This is a genomic window from uncultured Corynebacterium sp. (assembly GCF_946998835.1).
Taxonomy (GTDB): domain Bacteria; phylum Actinomycetota; class Actinomycetes; order Mycobacteriales; family Mycobacteriaceae; genus Corynebacterium.
Map to the genome: position 1 here is coordinate 60,406 of NZ_CAMQAZ010000011.1, position 16,106 is coordinate 76,511.

The 16,106-nt window shown below is 57.3% G+C and carries 11 protein-coding genes; 4 read left to right on the forward strand and 7 right to left on the reverse strand.

The features are described from left to right. Positions 1-5: 5 nt before the first annotated feature. From Q0U90_RS05555 to Q0U90_RS05580, 6 genes are all read right to left on the reverse strand, one after another. Positions 6-1,073 (reverse strand): potassium channel family protein, encoded by a 1,068-nt coding sequence (locus Q0U90_RS05555; RefSeq protein WP_297452456.1) that lies wholly within the window; start codon positions 1,071-1,073, stop codon positions 6-8. A 112-nt stretch (positions 1,074-1,185) separates the two neighbouring features. Next, positions 1,186-4,698, reverse strand: a complete 3,513-nt coding sequence (locus Q0U90_RS05560; RefSeq protein ID WP_297452457.1) for an ATP-dependent DNA helicase — start codon at positions 4,696-4,698, stop codon at positions 1,186-1,188. Between the two features lie 2 nt (positions 4,699-4,700). Continuing rightward, positions 4,701-8,066, reverse strand: a complete 3,366-nt coding sequence (locus tag Q0U90_RS05565) for an ATP-dependent DNA helicase (protein ID WP_297452458.1) — start codon at positions 8,064-8,066, stop codon at positions 4,701-4,703. Between the two features lie 121 nt (positions 8,067-8,187). Beyond that, positions 8,188-9,045, reverse strand: a complete 858-nt coding sequence (locus Q0U90_RS05570; protein WP_297452459.1) for a TIGR02569 family protein — start codon at positions 9,043-9,045, stop codon at positions 8,188-8,190. A 9-nt stretch (positions 9,046-9,054) separates the two neighbouring features. Next, entirely contained in the window at positions 9,055-9,963 is a 909-nt protein-coding gene (locus tag Q0U90_RS05575) for a DUF3152 domain-containing protein (protein WP_297452460.1), read from the reverse strand. After that, positions 9,963-10,199 carry a DUF3107 domain-containing protein gene (locus Q0U90_RS05580; RefSeq protein WP_297452461.1) on the reverse strand — a complete coding sequence of 79 codons (237 nt, stop codon included), beginning with the start codon at positions 10,197-10,199 and terminating at the stop codon, positions 9,963-9,965. Before Q0U90_RS05580 ends, Q0U90_RS05575 begins: the two co-directional genes overlap by 1 nt. Positions 10,200-10,281: 82 nt before the next feature. Here Q0U90_RS05580 and Q0U90_RS05585 point away from each other — a divergent pair, with 82 nt between their 5' ends. Together Q0U90_RS05585 and Q0U90_RS05590 are read left to right on the forward strand one after the other, a co-directional pair. Next, positions 10,282-11,646: a DEAD/DEAH box helicase gene (locus Q0U90_RS05585; RefSeq protein WP_297452462.1), complete on the forward strand. Its 1,365-nt coding sequence runs from the start codon at positions 10,282-10,284 to the stop codon at positions 11,644-11,646. 114 nt (positions 11,647-11,760) lie between these two features. Beyond that, positions 11,761-13,041: a PQQ-binding-like beta-propeller repeat protein gene (locus tag Q0U90_RS05590; protein WP_297452463.1), complete on the forward strand. Its 1,281-nt coding sequence runs from the start codon at positions 11,761-11,763 to the stop codon at positions 13,039-13,041. Here Q0U90_RS05590 and Q0U90_RS05595 read toward each other — a convergent pair. After that, positions 13,038-13,496 (reverse strand): hypothetical protein, encoded by a 459-nt coding sequence (locus Q0U90_RS05595; RefSeq protein ID WP_297452464.1) that lies wholly within the window; start codon positions 13,494-13,496, stop codon positions 13,038-13,040. The genes Q0U90_RS05590 and Q0U90_RS05595 overlap by 4 nt on opposite strands. Before the next feature lie 7 nt (positions 13,497-13,503). Between Q0U90_RS05595 and Q0U90_RS05600 the strand changes: the two genes are divergently transcribed. Further along, entirely contained in the window at positions 13,504-14,712 is a 1,209-nt protein-coding gene (locus Q0U90_RS05600; RefSeq protein WP_297452465.1) for a diacylglycerol kinase family protein, read from the forward strand. Between the two features lie 484 nt (positions 14,713-15,196). Then, complete coding sequence (locus Q0U90_RS05605) at positions 15,197-15,466, forward strand: WhiB family transcriptional regulator (protein WP_005511107.1); 270 nt, start codon at positions 15,197-15,199, stop codon at positions 15,464-15,466. The last annotated feature ends 640 nt before the right edge of the window (positions 15,467-16,106 follow it).

Genomic DNA, 16,106 nt, shown 5'->3' on the forward strand with positions numbered 1-16,106 from the left:
GCGTACTATTCGTCGTTGCTGTAAACACGTCGGACATACAGCAAACGGTCACCCGGCTCCACTGACTCACACTCCGGCGAGTCAATTCGATACAGCTCACCAGAGCGCACCACGCCGAGTGCGATATCCGCGAGATGCCGTGGGCTAGCACCGATCTCCTCTTCGGTGACCAACCGCTCTGCCACCGAGAATCCTTCATCCGGACTCAGAAGATCTTCCATCATCTCCACCACAGAAGGGGTGACGGTAGCCAGCCCCAACATTCGGCCAGCGGTTTCGGAGGAAATGACCACCTGGTCTGCGCCTGACTGTGTCAACAGGTGACGGTTCTCCGATTCTCGCACTGAGGCCACAATGGAAGCACCTGGAGCCAGCTCACGGACAGACAGGGTGACAAGCACCGCTGTGTCGTCCTTGTTCGGGGCAACGACTATAGAGCGGGCACGTTGAATGCCGGCCAACTTCAACACATCGGATTTAGTGGCCGATCCATGCACCGTCGCCAAGCCCTGATTCGAGGCGTGATCGAGTGCTTCCTTATCCGTATCGATGACGACAATTTCTGCCGGATCAACACCATCGGCGAGAAGAGCTGCAATGGCAGAACGGCCCTTGGTGCCGTATCCGATAACGACGGTGTGGTTGCGCAACTGTCTCCTCCAGCGCTGAATTTGCAGGGTTTTCCGGGACTCTTGGGTCAGAACTGTCAAGGTCGTACCGACCAAGAGAGCCAGGAAGGCCACACGCAGTGGCGTAATAATCAAGATGTTGAGAAGTCGAGCTCGCTGCGTCACCGGTGTGATGTCGCCGTAGCCCGTCGTGGACAAACTGACAGCCGAGTAATACACCGCATCGATGAAGGTGAGGGGCTCCGTATATCCATTGCGGTCGTAATAGACCACGACGGATGCAATCAGCAGCAGAATTACGGCATAGTTCAGACGACGTGTAATCAGCCGCCATGGATTCTTCGGTGCGGTTTCAGGCAGACCGATGACTCCCAGCAGCGCGTGCCCGGGAAGATCATTGAGTCCGGCTTCGTATCCCGAGGATTTCCGAATTGGATTACGCAACCGTTCCTCGCCTGCCTTTCTTGAATACTCTTTCCGGAAAATGGAACGCACGAACTGCTACTTTCATCCGGTTACCCAGCTACAGCGAGACCGCAGCTGCATATGTAGATGCTTATCCGATCAGCTCGCGCATTTTCCTGTCTAACTCTATCCTGCTTGGCAGCAGCACTTCATCCGGGATTAGTGTCCGCCCTGCCGACACGTAGAAGAATCCCGCTTCGATGTCTCCAGGTGAGGTTTCCATCCCCATTTCGCGCAGCCTATCTGACCACGCCAGCCGGTAAATCGCCAGCTGTAGAGCCGCTACTTCCCGGTCCTTGCCGCGCGGCATCTGGCCGGTCTTCCAGTCAATGACGCTCCATTTTCCGTTGTCATTAAACACCGCGTCAATTCGACCGACGACCCGCCGCTGCCCGATAGCAATTTCGAAAGGCACCTCCACGTACGCCGGCGTACGATTGGCCCACTCAGATGCCTCGAAGTTCGCCTTCAATTTCTCCAGTTCGCGTTCCGATGCCCCTTGCTCCGTACCGAGGAAATCATCCAGCTGGTCGCCGAAGAGATCCTCATCATCGAGCAAGCTGTGTGCGCCGAAGCGATTTTCCAACCAGGCGTGGAATTCCGTGCCTCTGCGCGCAAATCGGTTTGGTTTAAAGGGCACTGGGCGTGCTTTACGACGGGCAAACGCGACCGGATCCGCAATCATTGCCTGATACTCGCTGGTGGACATACTTGTCGGCATTGGTAGAAGAATCTCCTCTGCCCTAGCTCGAAGAATTTCGTCTACTAGAATCGTCGTTTCCGTCTCCCATACCTCGGACAGGTCTCCGGCGATTGGTCGCTCATTCTGACCTTCATCCAGGTAGTGGATGACGCTTTCGGCGGCTCTCTGAACGCTATCCCGACGGTTGCCCAGAGTATCGACGGGCCAGACCACGCCATCAACCGCAGTGTCACAGTCGAGATCGATTTCGGTCTCCGCTACCTCGGGGTCTTCCCCTTCTGCCCACGACACCACGTAGTCACTGAACTCCGCGGCGATGGCAGCGAAGTCGGCCGACACATCGGTGGGGTTTTTCAAAGTCGGTTTGGGCCACTTACTTGCTGTGACAATGAGCTTTTTCGCAGAGCGAGTCATCGCAACGTAGAAGAGCCGCTGTTGTTCTTCCCTTTCTACTTCTCGTAGCTCTTCCTTGTAGGCTTTGATTTCCTTGTTGAGGTCGGTCTGGTTGTCTGCGCCTGATAGGTCCAGTTCGGGGGCGTCGCTATCGACAGAATCAGCGACGGGAGCCCAATCGCCTGCCGCAGGTTGCGCTGCATCCTCTGTGTTTTCTGGATCCTCTGTGCTTTCTGCACTAACCGTTAACGAATCCACTTGCGTAATTGCACCAGGAGGAAGTTGAACCGAATTGCTGAGCCACGATGACAAATCAACTTTGTCGAACTTGCTGGTGGTGATGCCCGGTACAGCAACCGTGTCCCACTCCAGCCCCTTTGACTTGTGCATGGTCATAATTTGCACGCAGTTTTCCGGCATGTTCAGGGGTGCCCGTTCCAAACCGTCATCGTGTTCAACAGCGAATTCCAGATAGTTCAAAAAACCTGTCACGTCGTCCGAGATATTTTGGGAATACGCCGCAGCAATATCGACAAACCTATCCAAGTGGGCAGTTGTAGGCCTAGTAATCGCGGTGGCAGAACCGTATTGCCCCGCCGCTGCTTCTACGCGAATTCCAAATTCAGTGGCGATGTCTTCAACCAGCTCCGGCAGCGGCTTATTCAATGAGAATCGACGTAGTTTTCGTAGGCTTGCACCCAACTGCGCGATGCGCGCCATTGCTTCATCGGTGTAATTCAGTGACTCACTGCAGACCAGTGGCCCGTTTTCTTCAACGCTGCCGCGCGCCAACGGGGTGCCGTCTTGAAAGCGGATATCAGGGTCGGCGATGGCGTGCCCCAGACCCACCACTGACGTTGCTGCTTCGGCATCCTCTAAAAGCTGATCGTACTGGCGAGCAAGCTCGGCGACTGGTGAAGAATCCGTGGTTTCCTCAGAGCTGTCCTTCTTTCGGGCAAGTTCATCTCTACTCGCCATCGCCAGCTGGTCTGCACGAATGCGAAGTGCCTTCACGTCTGCAGCACCCAAATTAAACTGTGGGCTGAGCAGCAAACGCAGTGCGTCCTGATCTGAGCCGGGATCAACCAGCACCTTCATCACCGAGGTAATATCCATGACCTCGGGCAAATGCAGGAGACCAGCAAGCCCCACGATGATTGCGGGAACACCCCGCTCAGACAACGCATCTAGGAAAACAGCCGATTCGGCATTTGTCCGAACCAGGATAGCGGCATCGAGCTTGTCACCTGCCGCTTCGCATTCGCGCAACTGCGCTTCCATGCAGTCTGCGATGTAAGCAACTTCCTCTTCCCCGGTCATGGTGAAAGCTAGCTGAACCTCGCCCTGTCCGGCCTTTGGACCAGCATCCAGCGCCTCTACCGTACGAGCCTCTCCCGCGAATGCACGGTCGGAGACCGCGTTAGCAAGTTGCAGCACGGACTGCGGATTTCGCCAAGAAATGGTTAGCTGCTTTTTCTCTGCCGGCTGCCCATCAGACCGCGGAAAGTCGTTGACAAACTGCACGAGGTTTTCGGCGGTTGCTCCTCGCCACCCATAAATCGCCTGCATCGGATCCCCCACTGCAGTGACACAACTGCCGGAGAACAGCGCACGTAGGAATAGTCGCTGTGTATGCGACGTGTCCTGGTACTCGTCGAGCATGATGACCTTGAAACGTCGTCGCTCCCCTTCCCCGACCTCCGTAAAGTCAGTGGCGAGCCGCGCTGCCCTAGCCATCTGCATACCGAAAGTAGCGACGTTTTCCTCATTGCAGCGAGCTCGGACTTGTTCTACTAGCGGAAGAATCTCCAATCTTTCCCGCTGCTTATCGACGATGCTCTGCAATTCGCCAATCAATCCATCGCCTTTCCCCTTCCTCGGGGTCTGTTCAATATTGCTGATGAATGCTTCAGTTTCCTCGCGGATTGCCTGGGGCGTAGACAAATTCGAGTCGATGTTCGCCCCTAGCTCAATAATGCGACTGGCCAGCGTCGATGGCGTAACGTCAACATCAATTGACTTCACACCGCGAGCAACTTCCCACGCCAGCTGCCACTGTGTCGCACCATCCATAATGGTGACACCCGGTTCAGTGGGCAGCAAAAGACCGTAATTGCTCACCACTTCCGAGGCATAGGCATCGTAAGTGAGTGTGGTCGGCGCAATGACCTCAAGACTTTCTAGTACCTCTGGTGAAGCTTGCGCACGAAATGCAGCCGAGGAAGCAAGCGCATTCAGCTGCTGACGGATACGGACACCGAGCTCGCGAGCCGCCTTCCTGGTGAAGGTCAAACCCAGTACTTCTTCGGGTCGGATAAAGCCATTGGCGACTAGCCACACAACACGCGCAGCCATCGTCGCTGTCTTTCCAGCACCAGCGCCGGCCACAACGAGCATCGGTTCCATCGGCGCACCAATGACTGCCGCTTGTTGCGGTGTAGGCGGGAAGTCCTGCCCCATCATTTCCGACAGAGTGACGGGATTAATAATGGTACGTTCCTCCGACATGGTTACCGCTTCCCTTCTGCTGCCGGGCACGCTTTCGAAAGCGTGCAGAACTTGCAATGATCACCAGCAAGCGCCAGTGCGCGCGGACCAGTCGCCGCACGTGCTACCTGCTCGACGCGACGTTCCCAGTCAGCCAACTTGTCATCCGTGAGCTTTGACTGCTCTCGGCTAGTGATGATGGTTTTGTTGTGGGACTTTCGCGGAAATACCAGAAACGCCCCAGACTGCTCAACACCTTCGCCGTCGGCAATGGCAAGATTGCCTCCGCGTTCAACGAGCTGTCCCTTGGACAACGCCAGCTGATACGTAGCCAACTGTGCGTGCTCTTCAACTTCTTTAGCGGTTGGTGGTGTTTTCCCGGTTTTAATATCCACGATTTGAACCGCACCATCAGCGTCTTCAATCAACCGGTCGATTCGTCCGACAATCACGATGTCGTCATTGATGGCCACCTTTACCGGAACCTCGGTTCCGACATCTTTCTTCGTCTCAATCCATCGCTGCCAATCCTCCAGTGCTGTCAACCAAGTCTCTTCCTCCGCACGCTTACGCCACTCCGGATCGTCGGACAGGTCGCCAAAAACGCGCTGGATCTCGGACTGCGCTTCAGGCACGGTCACTCCCCGCGCCACGGCTTCCACGGCTAAGTGCAGCAGAGAGCCCAAGTACATAGCCGATGTAGGTGCGGATTTATCCAACATGGCCCTCAGCGGACAACTCAAAGTTGCTTCCACCTTGGACGGATTGATTCTCATTGGCTTTGTATTATTGACAAGCTCTGAGGTCGATGGCGAACGCAGTCCCCACCAGGTGCGTGGGTGCGCCCCGGGGACACCAACCTGCGCCAATCGCGCAAGTTGACGTGCAGCTTGTCGGCGCCGCGTCTCAGTCTCCGCGTCATCAACAACAGCTGCGCGCAACTCTGCCAGGAGTGACTCCACAGAAAGCACCCGCGGCAGGCCTTCGCCGACCCAGGTGCCGCCTTCTGCTTCGGCACCATGTGCGTCGCCAGCGCTTGCACCAGCGACCGCTACCTCGGTGGCTTCTACCTCGGAGTCCTCAGCAGCGGAGGAGCCGTCCAACTTCTTCACGGAATCCGGCACCGAGATGCCGAGCTTTTCACCGAGCTCGACAATAAAAGGACTGGGAACTCCGACATCATCAGGAGAATCCACCGCTGTCAGCAGTACGCTGTCGCTTGCGCGCGATACCGCAACATGCAACAAACGGCGTTCCTCTGCCAGTGCATCCGCCATGGAATTGATGTACTCCCGCGGTTGAATCCCGTGGTCCACCAGACCGATGAACTCGTTCTGTTTCATCACTGATCCGGTCACGCCGAGGCTGGGCCACTGCCCTTCCTGGATTCCAACAACGGCTACTGCCTTCCACTGCCTGCCCAGAGCTGCGTGTGCTGAGAGAATGCGCACTGCATCGCGTTCCACCCCGCTGCGGTCACGTGAACCAATAGGTAGCTCCTGCTCTTCCACCGAAGCGATAAAACCAGACACCGTCAACTTTGGGTTCAGCTCGACTCGGTCGCCAGCAAAGTCAAACAGTGCCATCACAGCATCCAAATCTCGGTCAGCCGAAGCCCCTGCTGTGCCACCGCGCAACGATGCCGCCACAAGATGGTCTGCCAACCCCGTGGACTGCCAGATTGCCCACAATGTTGCTTCCACGCCGTCGCGCCGGGCTGCGCGCGCCGTGCTCAACAGGTTCAGTGGCACCTCCAGCGCCTGACGTTCACGCTGCGATAGAGACTCAATAAGTGCAACCTGCTCAGCCGTGAATTCGTCGGCTTTCAATATTCCAATGAGCTGCGTCGCCGCCGCCTCGCCGAACAGGTCGGCTTTTCGGATCCCCCGCAGCAGACGCTCCTTGACGATTGGGTCCATGTTTACAAGTGGACCTGAAAGAAATTCATCCCACTCCACGTCATCGAGCTGCTTCATGGTTGCCCGCAGCGCCACCATCAACGCGCGTACCAACCGCTGGTGGCTCAACACAATGTCTGTTGGATCAATCTGTACAGGCACACCCGCACGCGACAACGCACGGAACAGAGAAGACTCGCCAGCACCGGATCGGACGATTACTGCCATGTCTTTCCATGCCACGCCCTCGTCTATATGAAGGCGCCGGAAATAGTCCGCAACTGTGGCTCGCTGAGCACGTTCAGAAGGGTGAATAGTGATTCTTACAGCACTTTTCGCTGCATGATTCTTCCCCTGTGCCGCGGTCTCATTACTGCTTCCACCACCGAACCTGCCAAGTTCATCTTCATCAGCAGTGCCGACAATGCCACGATACGGGGGTGCCTTTGGCAATCGCTGAGAAACTGCGTTGGCTAACTCTGCAATATCAGCATTACAACGGTAGGAGTGCTGCAAGTGGATTGCTTTTTGCCTTGACTCACCGGCGGCGCGGAGGTAATCATTATTGGCCCCTCGGAAGTGAAATACCGACTGATCTTCATCGCCGGTAATGATGGCCACCGAAGCTTGCGACACAAAACGATCTACAAGTCTTGCAGCCTCTGGGGATAGGTGCTCAGCATCATCGACCAAAACCACTGACTTTCCCCACCGAGCCAAAGCTTGCGCATCCGCGTCTAGCTCGGCCAGCGCAGCTGACACAATTTCCGCCGCGTTCAGGCTGGGTTCCCATGCCAACCGCATAGTCTGCTGATACTCAGCCATAAATTTGCCAGCTGCACTCCATGACTCAATGCCGTAGTCCACTCCCAGCTGCTGCAGCCGTTGGGCATCAATTCCACGCTCAGCTGCACGCAGCAAGAAATCACGCACGGCACGGGAAAAACCGACTAGCGGAAGAGCCGGGCGCAACCGTTCTGGCCAATATGCACCGCCATCTTCAGCATGACCAGCCAGCAACTGTCTGACGACGGCATCCTGGCGCGCCCCCGTAGTCAACGACGGCTCTGCCTCTCCACGGCTGACCACAGCATCACGCACCACTGCGAATGCAAGTGAATGCACAGCACGCACCATGCCACCTTGACCTGCCCCAACCGACCCTTCTTGCCCCAGGTCAGATACAAAACGTTGGTCAATATCCCGCCTCAAGGCCGCAGCAGCCTCTTTTGACTGCGACACCACCAAAATGCTGTCCGCCGGAATACCCGCCTTGATATAGTCCACCGCGAGATCAACTAATAACGCGCTCTTGCCTGTACCGGGACCACCCAAAACGCGCACCACAGGCTGGTTTACAACCGCATCCCCCACGACGAGCGACTGGTTATGGGAAGGGAAAAGGGCCTCTACCGCAGTACCTGACCACTGCCGGCGACGAGGAGGTTCTTCCTGGACGAACCGTACCTTCGGCATACCATCTACGTTCATGTGCACCATTGTGGCACAACCCCCGGACCCGCATTCGCACGTCCGTTCGAAAAAGGGGGAGCATTACCCCCGCTGCGGCCTCAAAACCGCCGCAGCTGCCGCTAAAGCGAGTCCGCCAGAACTAAAGCGAGTCTGCTACAAACGCGCGCACAAGCGAAGCCGCGCGGAAAAGCCCCCGATAAGCACCCGGCTGCGATTCCGGACCAACCGCGTGCGCAAACAGCCGGTAACACATCGCCCGCACAATCAGCTGCCCAAAATCGGGCAGATGATCAAAGCGTCGCAGCAACTCCTCATCAGCGCCCATCATGGACAGGCAGTCCACTGCCGCCAGGGCAGCTGTCCAACCGCGGACATGCCACGCTGGCACGACATCGGTGAGAACCGGGGCGGCCGTGCCGTCGTAAAGCAGCGTGCCGACGAAATCCGCGTGACAGACCTGCAGGAGCTCCGTTGGCACAACCATCTCTGCCCGAAGTTGAAGAAGGTCACCGGCGATGGTGAGAGCTTCGGCGCAGTCGGCGCGAGGGACACTGTTGGGGTCGAGAAGCTGCTCGAGAATCCCAATCGGATCGGCCGCCCAAGCAGCGCGATCGCACATAACAAAGTAATCCGGCTCTTTGTCGAGGAGGAACTGCGGCCGTTCAATGTTGGCAAGCGATTCTTCGACGCGCCCAGCGGCCACGATGGTCTCATCCGCACGGAGCGAGAACTCGCCAGGAAGAAAATGACGGGCCTGCCACCCGGCGATAACCAACCGGCCATCGCTGGCGCGCACGGATTTCGCAACGCGTACGCCGTCAACATCAAGCGCACTGCGAACCTTTGCCGACCACAGGGCCTGAGCTGAATTATGCACTGGCGACAACACGATGGAACTGTCATAAACCCAGCCATTGTCCCATGCACGCCCGGCGCGACGCGGCTCGCCTTCAGCACCAAATGCTTCTAGCACTCGGTCAGGAGGGGTGGTAATCATAGGCAGCTACTACCTCGCTTCCTGAGTCGGCGCGGCCGCATCATCGTCCGCCCCGAAAGGATATGGCCAGCCGTTGACAGAACATGTCTTGCCATCGCCCTGATAAACCTCATTGCTGTCGATAGCGTGCAACTCATCGTTCGACACGCTCAGGGTCTGCTGCATCATAATCGGCGCAATGCCGCCGTCCCTCGGACAGGGCTCATGGACTGCGTACCCAAGACCGTGGCCAACCTCATGATTGATGAGGTATTGCCGGTAAAAGCCCAAATCACCTTCAAACGGCAGGGCACCACGGACCCAACGGGCGATATTGACAATCACACGGCCCGGCTCGCCTTCTTGCTGCCCCGACAGGAAGCAAGAGGTCTCCATCCCCAAGGTGTTTCCGCACAACTGATGCGCGGTCTCCGTCGCGGCCAGCTGCACGACCATGGTCGGTTCCTGGTCTCGCGGCACACTCTCAAATGAATAATCCGGGTTAGCGGTCCAGCCGCGGGGATCCGTCAGAATCGAGTTCACGGTCTCTGCAAACGCGCGTTCTCCGCCAATCGACGGGACATCGATGTTGTCCTCAATTTCGACGGAGTACCTGACCTGGAGCTGACGCCCCTCGCCCACACGGGGAATTGGCACGGTGACATCTTTAAAATTGCCCGAGGTTTTCGTGGCAAAGTCAGGGCCAGGCGGCAATTGGCCTCCCTCGTAGCCGTCACCGTATCCGTCTCCTGGCACTGGGCCAGACCGACCGTTGCTATCTTGCGAGGCAACAGTGCCGTTACCAGGGCCTAAGGGGTCATTCTCAGCAGTGAAAATATCGAAGAGAATGATGACAGTGAGCACGACAAGTACCGGGATGGCATAAGCGCGCCATCCCCAATGTCGTGCGATGCGTACGAGAAAGGGTTCTTGCGACATTAGGCGAAGAAGCCAACCTTGCGGTCCGCACTATTGCCGGTTCGAACGTAGGCAACCTTGTCGGCGTTAATTAGGTACTCATGTCCAGCACCGTCGGTGAGCTCAATAACGCCCTCGCCAGCGGCCAACTTCTGGGAGATAGTCGCCTTGGTCTCCTCACCGCCGGCAACGTTTTCAATGTTCAGCTCGCGAGTGTTGTCTGCGAATCCAATAGTGATGTCCATAGGTGACATCATAACCATTCCTAAAGCAGCTAGGATTAGAGAGAATGATTTGGCCGTCGTGTCATGTGAGATTGTAGACAGCAAAGGAGTCGCCGTGGCAGAGTCCCAGTCCCCGACATTCGTCGAATTGGGGGTCGCCGCGGAAATCTGCGACGCACTCGCCGACGAAGGCATCACCCGTACTTTTGCCATCCAGGAACTGACCCTGCCCCTGGCGCTCGACGGCACGGACATCATTGGCCAAGCCCGCACCGGCATGGGCAAAACTTTAGGTTTCGGCGTTCCTCTCATTGACCGCGTCTTTGATGATGCCCGCATCCCCGAGCCGGATGGCTTAGCCCGCGCAATCATTATCGTCCCAACCCGCGAACTGTGTGTACAAGTCGGCGAGGATTTAGCGCGCGCTGCGCACTCAACCAATCTGCGTGTATGCACCATTTACGGTGGCCGTCCCTATGAGGAGCAGATTGAACAGCTTGACCGCGGGGTGGACATCATCGTCGGCACTCCCGGCCGTCTCATTGACCTCTACCAGCGCAATAACCTGGAATTATCAGGTGTGAAGATTCTGGTTCTCGACGAAGCCGACGAGATGCTCGATTTGGGCTTCCTGCCGGACATCGAGAAGATTCTGGCCGCTGTGCCGGATGAACGTCAGACCATGCTCTTCTCCGCTACGATGCCGGGACCGATTCTGACCCTCGCGCGCACCTTTATGAATCGCCCGGTACACATCCGCGCCGAATCCGGCGAGGAAGAGGCCACAGTCCACGAGACCACCAAGCAGATTGTTTTCCAGTCGCACCAGATGGATAAGGTCTCAGTCATCGCCCGTATTCTGCAGGCCAATGGTCGTGGTCGCACCATCATTTTCGCGCGCACTAAGCGCGGCGCTGCCTCCGTTGCCGAGCAGCTCGGCGAACGCGGCTTCCTGGTCACTGCCGTCCACGGCGACATGGGCCAGCCCGCACGCGAACGCTCGCTGACGGCCTTCCGCAATGGCGATGTCGATGTCTTGGTCGCAACCGATGTCGCGGCTCGCGGCATCGATATCGATGATGTCACACACGTCATCAACCACCAGGTGCCCGATGATGAGATGACATACGTCCATCGCATCGGCCGCACCGGCCGCGCGGGACACAGTGGTGTGGCAGTGACCCTCGTTGGTTGGGATGAAACCGTCAAGTGGAAGGCCATTTCAGATGCCTTGGATCTGGATATGGCCGAGATTCCAACATGGTTCTCCACTTCTCCAGAGCTCGCCGAAGCTCTTGATATCCCCGATGGCGTAGAGGAAAAGGTCGGCCCAGCTCGCCCGGTGCTGGGTTCCCGTCCGCCTCGCGGGCGTGGCGGTCGAGGGCCGCGGAACAACCACTCACAACCGCGCGGCCGCACCGGTGGTCGGGGACGTCACTCAGGACGGGGCGGTCGGTCAACTTCGCATCGCCGCAGCTAGGCTGTCGCATGCCCCTCTCCCGTATTCCTTCCCACGACCACTCGTCGACAGGACATTCCCACTGTGCCGCAGTCACCACAAGCCAGCGCTAAATCCACCACTGCAGGGACCCGATTGCGCCATAATCGAATCGCATCGGCGATTCTCATCCTCGCTGTGATCCTCGTTATCGGCTGGACGTGGGTCGCCTCCCCAGCCCGCAAGGTCGACCGTACTGAAGCCACAGCCCCGACCGACATAGCATCGCAATCCCCCGCTGCTAATGACCCGGAGGCAATGCCACATGCTCTCCGCCCGGTGTGGTCCACCGAATCGTCGGTAAGCGGGGGCGCACACACCATCTCCCCGGTGCCACTGGTAATGGGCGGCGCGCTCCTCGTCGCCGAAGACAAGGGCGTGCGTGCCGTCTCGCTTAACGACGGCACGGAGCTCTGGCACTACCGGAGAGATATTCCGCTGTGTGCGTTATCAGGCAGCGATGGCCAGATTTTCGCGACTTTTCGCGGCGCTGCCGGCTGTGGCGAGACTGTTGGACTCAAGCCCGACTCGGGTCAGTATGTCGCGACTCGCAAGTCGATTGCCGGCGATACCCCAGTGACGGTGCGCTCGAATTCCTATGCGGGTATCTATGACTCGGAGTTTGTAGAGCTGTGGCGCTCTGACCTAGTGAGAGTGGTCGAGTACGGTACGGTGCCGGCTTCTCCAGAACCTAATTTGCAGCCGCACCCAGGGTGCTCGATTATTAGTGCGCTCACTCGCGTGGATTTGCTGGCGGTCGTAATCAACTGCGATGGTCATGGGCGTCTGGTCATGCAGGAATCAAACCCAGAAGAGTCACGTGAGCCCGAGGTCAAGAGCGATATCGACCTGGGCCGAGTGACTGCGGACATGTCGTTGGTTTCAATCGGCCAGGACGCGGCAGCGGTGCTGTCAGATAATCGTATCCGTGTTTTTCGCATGGATGGCACGCGTCTGAGTGAATCGGATTTGACCGAAACTACACTTCGCCCGGCACCGGCTGAAGCCGACTCGGCAGACGATGCGCCACGTGCGCCTTTTACAACAGACCTGCCTCATCACATGACGTGGTGGTCACCACGTGGTTTGCTGGGCTTCCGTCCGAGTACGCTGGCACCTGCGTTCGAGTTCCCCGAGGCGACCGGCACCCCAGCACCGTGGGGTGAGCATATTTTCCTGCCGAAGGCCGATCAAATTGCGGTACTAAATGCCTCCACACTCGAAGTCATTGGCACACTACCTCTGCCTGCAGCCGCGAACTCCGCCCACACACAAGGTGCGACCGATTTGGAAAACCCGGTGCGTCTTGCGGTTGTCGGCGACACTCTTCTAGTTCAGCACGGCAACACCGTGGACGCGTTCGCCATCGAAGTTTAAAACGAGCGTGCGGCCCAATCAATTGCCTTCGGGCTAAACATGCAGGCCAGCGCCACAATCGAAGCTGTCGCCGTCGGCAGGGCGAGCAGAAAAGCACTCGAGCGGAACATGTAATAAGCCACACCCAACAGGCACAGATTGAGCATGATAATGGGCCCCCTCCCCCAACGGGCTCCGCGCAGCAACATAATCGCACCAGCGAGAACTGCGCCGAAAATAAGGAGGAACCACAGCGCGGTGCCCCAGCCGGAGATTACCGCAGCCTCATCGCGGTAGCCCATCAGATCACGAATTAGTAGAAAGACTCCATAGCCTAAGCCGAGGACACATTCGCCGACACCGATCCATGCACCAATCATGACAGCCTGCGGCGCGGCCATCGATCCTTGGGCCGCTGCAAGCTGGTCGGAGGTGGGCGCGGTGGAGGCGTTGCTGCTGTTTTTCTGGTTACTCACGCCCTACATGTTAGCCCGCCACGAGCCGGCGAAAACACCTGGAGGATTCGGAGGTAAGTCTGCAGATGCTCCCCATCCCACGGCGACTCATGCACTAGTCTTGGTGCCTGTGCGTGCCCTGCTCATCTCTAATCCGAATTCCACCAGCAATACTGATCGACGTATGCCCGGCATCGTGCGGGCCCTTCGCTCGGTTGAAGGAATTCGTCTGACATCCATGTTTACCGCTTACCCCGGTCACGCTGCGGAAATAGTGTCAGGAAAAACAGTTCGCGATTACGATGTGATCATTTGCCTCGGTGGTGATGGAACAATCAATGAGATCATCAACGGACTCATGAGCTCTGACCCCTTCTCGGCGCCACCTGCCGATGAGCTACCCGCCATCGCGACAATTCCCACCGGCAGCGCCAATGTGCTGTCAGGCGCTCTCGGAATTCCACGCGATCCTGTGGATGCCGCCTGGTATATCGCAGGTCTGCTGCGCTCCCGAACACGCAGCACTATTAGCGTTGGGCATGCCGCTGGGCGCTGCTTCGTTGTCAATGCCGGCATCGGCATCGATGCCGAAGTCATTGCTGCTATGGAGCAGCTCCGACAAAACGGTACCCGCGCCAAGGCCGTGCGCTATCTGCCAGCTATTTTCTCTGCGTGGAAGGAGCTGCGCACCAACCCGCCACAGATTACCGCGACTATCGACGGCAAGGAGTTCGGCCGAGATCTCGCTATGGCGGTGGTGTCTAACTCCAACCCATGGACTTTCCTGGGCGACCTCCCCATCGTCACCAACCCCACTGTCTCGCTGCGCAAGGGACTGGGATTTTATGGCTTCACTTCACTAGAGGGGCTGACCGGACTTGTCGCCGCGGCCAATTTAGCCGGTTTTTTCACGCGTCTCCGCTCACCGTTCCATGTTGAAGCTCGCGAGCGTCGCATCGACAACGCCCACAACATCGACCTCACCTCCACTTCTCCGCTTCGTCTCCAGCTGGATGGCGAGTACATCGATCAGCGCAGTCGCCTCACTATCCGGGTTCAACAAAATGCCATCAACTTCGTGGCGCGTGCCGACGATTACACGGAGACCCGATTCACCGAGAAGGTCGCAACTCGCCCAGTGGACGAGCGTTTGCTCGTTGTAGCGACAAAGAAGGTCATGGACCGGGGTCGCAGGTTGTTCAATACAAGCCAGAAGGCAGAAGCTGCACACACTTAGCCCGTAGCCGTTTAGGGCCGGGCCAGGAAACAGCGCTATACACCCTCACTACTGCAATTACCAAAACTAAAATTGCCCCCGCAAGGGGCTAGTTTTGACCTGGCGTTTTAACCAAAACTTAACTTTTCTGTGAGGTTTGGCACTTTTATTCATTTTGCTCTTTACGAACCGGGCCAGTCGTGAAAATATGTAAGTCGTCAGCGGGACAGGCACGCAGTTCACTAAATGTGCAAGCATGCAAGTCTCGCCTTTTTAGGCGCAAACTCTTTGGTGAGTACCCACTACCTTCTGACTCGCGTGGGCGATGAAAACAGGTAGCCCTCCCAAGATGCCTAATACCCCTGGGCGCTCGGGAATGAACCCCAACCTCGTTGAGATGCGGCGATTTGTCGTGTCTGACGAAATCCATTTCCGTTAGCCGCCTTCCCGCAAGGATATTTCACCCTGCCCTCACCCGGGGCTCGTAATGTTTTAGGAGTATGTCATGGATTGGCGCCACAAGGCCGTTTGTCGTGAAGAGGATCCAGAGCTGTTCTTCCCGGTCGGTAACTCCGGCCCAGCCCTCGCACAGATTGCAAAGGCGAAGGTTGTTTGCAACCGCTGCCCAGTTACTGCTCAGTGCCTGGCATGGGCACTTGAGACCGGACAGGATGCCGGTGTCTGGGGAGGCATGAGCGAGGATGAGCGTCGCGCACTGAAGCGTCGCCGCAACCGTGGTCGCACCCGCCGCACTCGCACCAGCACCGCGGTCTAATACGCACCGCAGGCTTAAGCCTGCCGCGGTCTGATAAACACCGCGAGCTAATATCCCGGCCTGATTAATAGGGTTACGCGGTCACCGTGTAATCTATACCGGTTGATACCTGTTCCTCCGATAGAAAGAGAGCCCAGCTATGAGCAAGCGTGGCCGTAAGCGCAAGGATCGTCGTAAGAAGAAGGCGAACCACGGACGTCGTCCGAACAGCTAAGTTGACCTTAGCTGCAGTAGCTTCAGCGTGGACTACCTGAAGCACCCCTCCACCCCGACACAATTCGGTATTACACCGAGTGGCGGGGTGGATTTTTGCCTCCAGCCGATACCTCAACGGGTAGCAGATGTGAAAGTGATTAGGTTTATAGCACGTGAATTGAATTCACCCGAAACTTTTTGTCATAAACCTAGTCACTTTCAGTACCGCCTAGTCACTTTCAGTACCTCTTCACTACCTCAGCTTCGCTTTCAGGAATCAACCGCCCAACGGACCTCTATCAGCGAGTTTGGAGCCCAAACCCCACCGGAGTAACGTCTAAAAATAGAGCTTTTACAGAGCTTTTTATCAACTCAAACGAGGTTGCTCAAAAGCAATGGGGCTATAGCTCAGTTGGTAGAGCGTCGCGTTCGCAATGCGAAGGTC

What these genes read in the sequence shown, in the direction of transcription:
- Q0U90_RS05560 (WP_297452457.1), bottom strand. Translation starts at nt 4,698, where the DNA reads ATGTCGGAGGAACGTACCATTATTAATCCCGTCACTCTGTCGGAAATG.
- Q0U90_RS05565 (WP_297452458.1), bottom strand. Translation starts at nt 8,066, where the DNA reads ATGAACGTAGATGGTATGCCGAAGGTACGGTTCGTCCAGGAAGAACCT.
- Q0U90_RS05570 (WP_297452459.1), bottom strand. Translation starts at nt 9,045, where the DNA reads ATGATTACCACCCCTCCTGACCGAGTGCTAGAAGCATTTGGTGCTGAA.
- Q0U90_RS05575 (WP_297452460.1), bottom strand. Translation starts at nt 9,963, where the DNA reads ATGTCGCAAGAACCCTTTCTCGTACGCATCGCACGACATTGGGGATGG.
- Q0U90_RS05580 (WP_297452461.1), bottom strand. Translation starts at nt 10,199, where the DNA reads ATGATGTCACCTATGGACATCACTATTGGATTCGCAGACAACACTCGC.
- Q0U90_RS05600 (WP_297452465.1), top strand. Translation starts at nt 13,504, where the DNA reads ATGTTAGCCCGCCACGAGCCGGCGAAAACACCTGGAGGATTCGGAGGT.
- Q0U90_RS05605 (WP_005511107.1), top strand. Translation starts at nt 15,197, where the DNA reads ATGGATTGGCGCCACAAGGCCGTTTGTCGTGAAGAGGATCCAGAGCTG.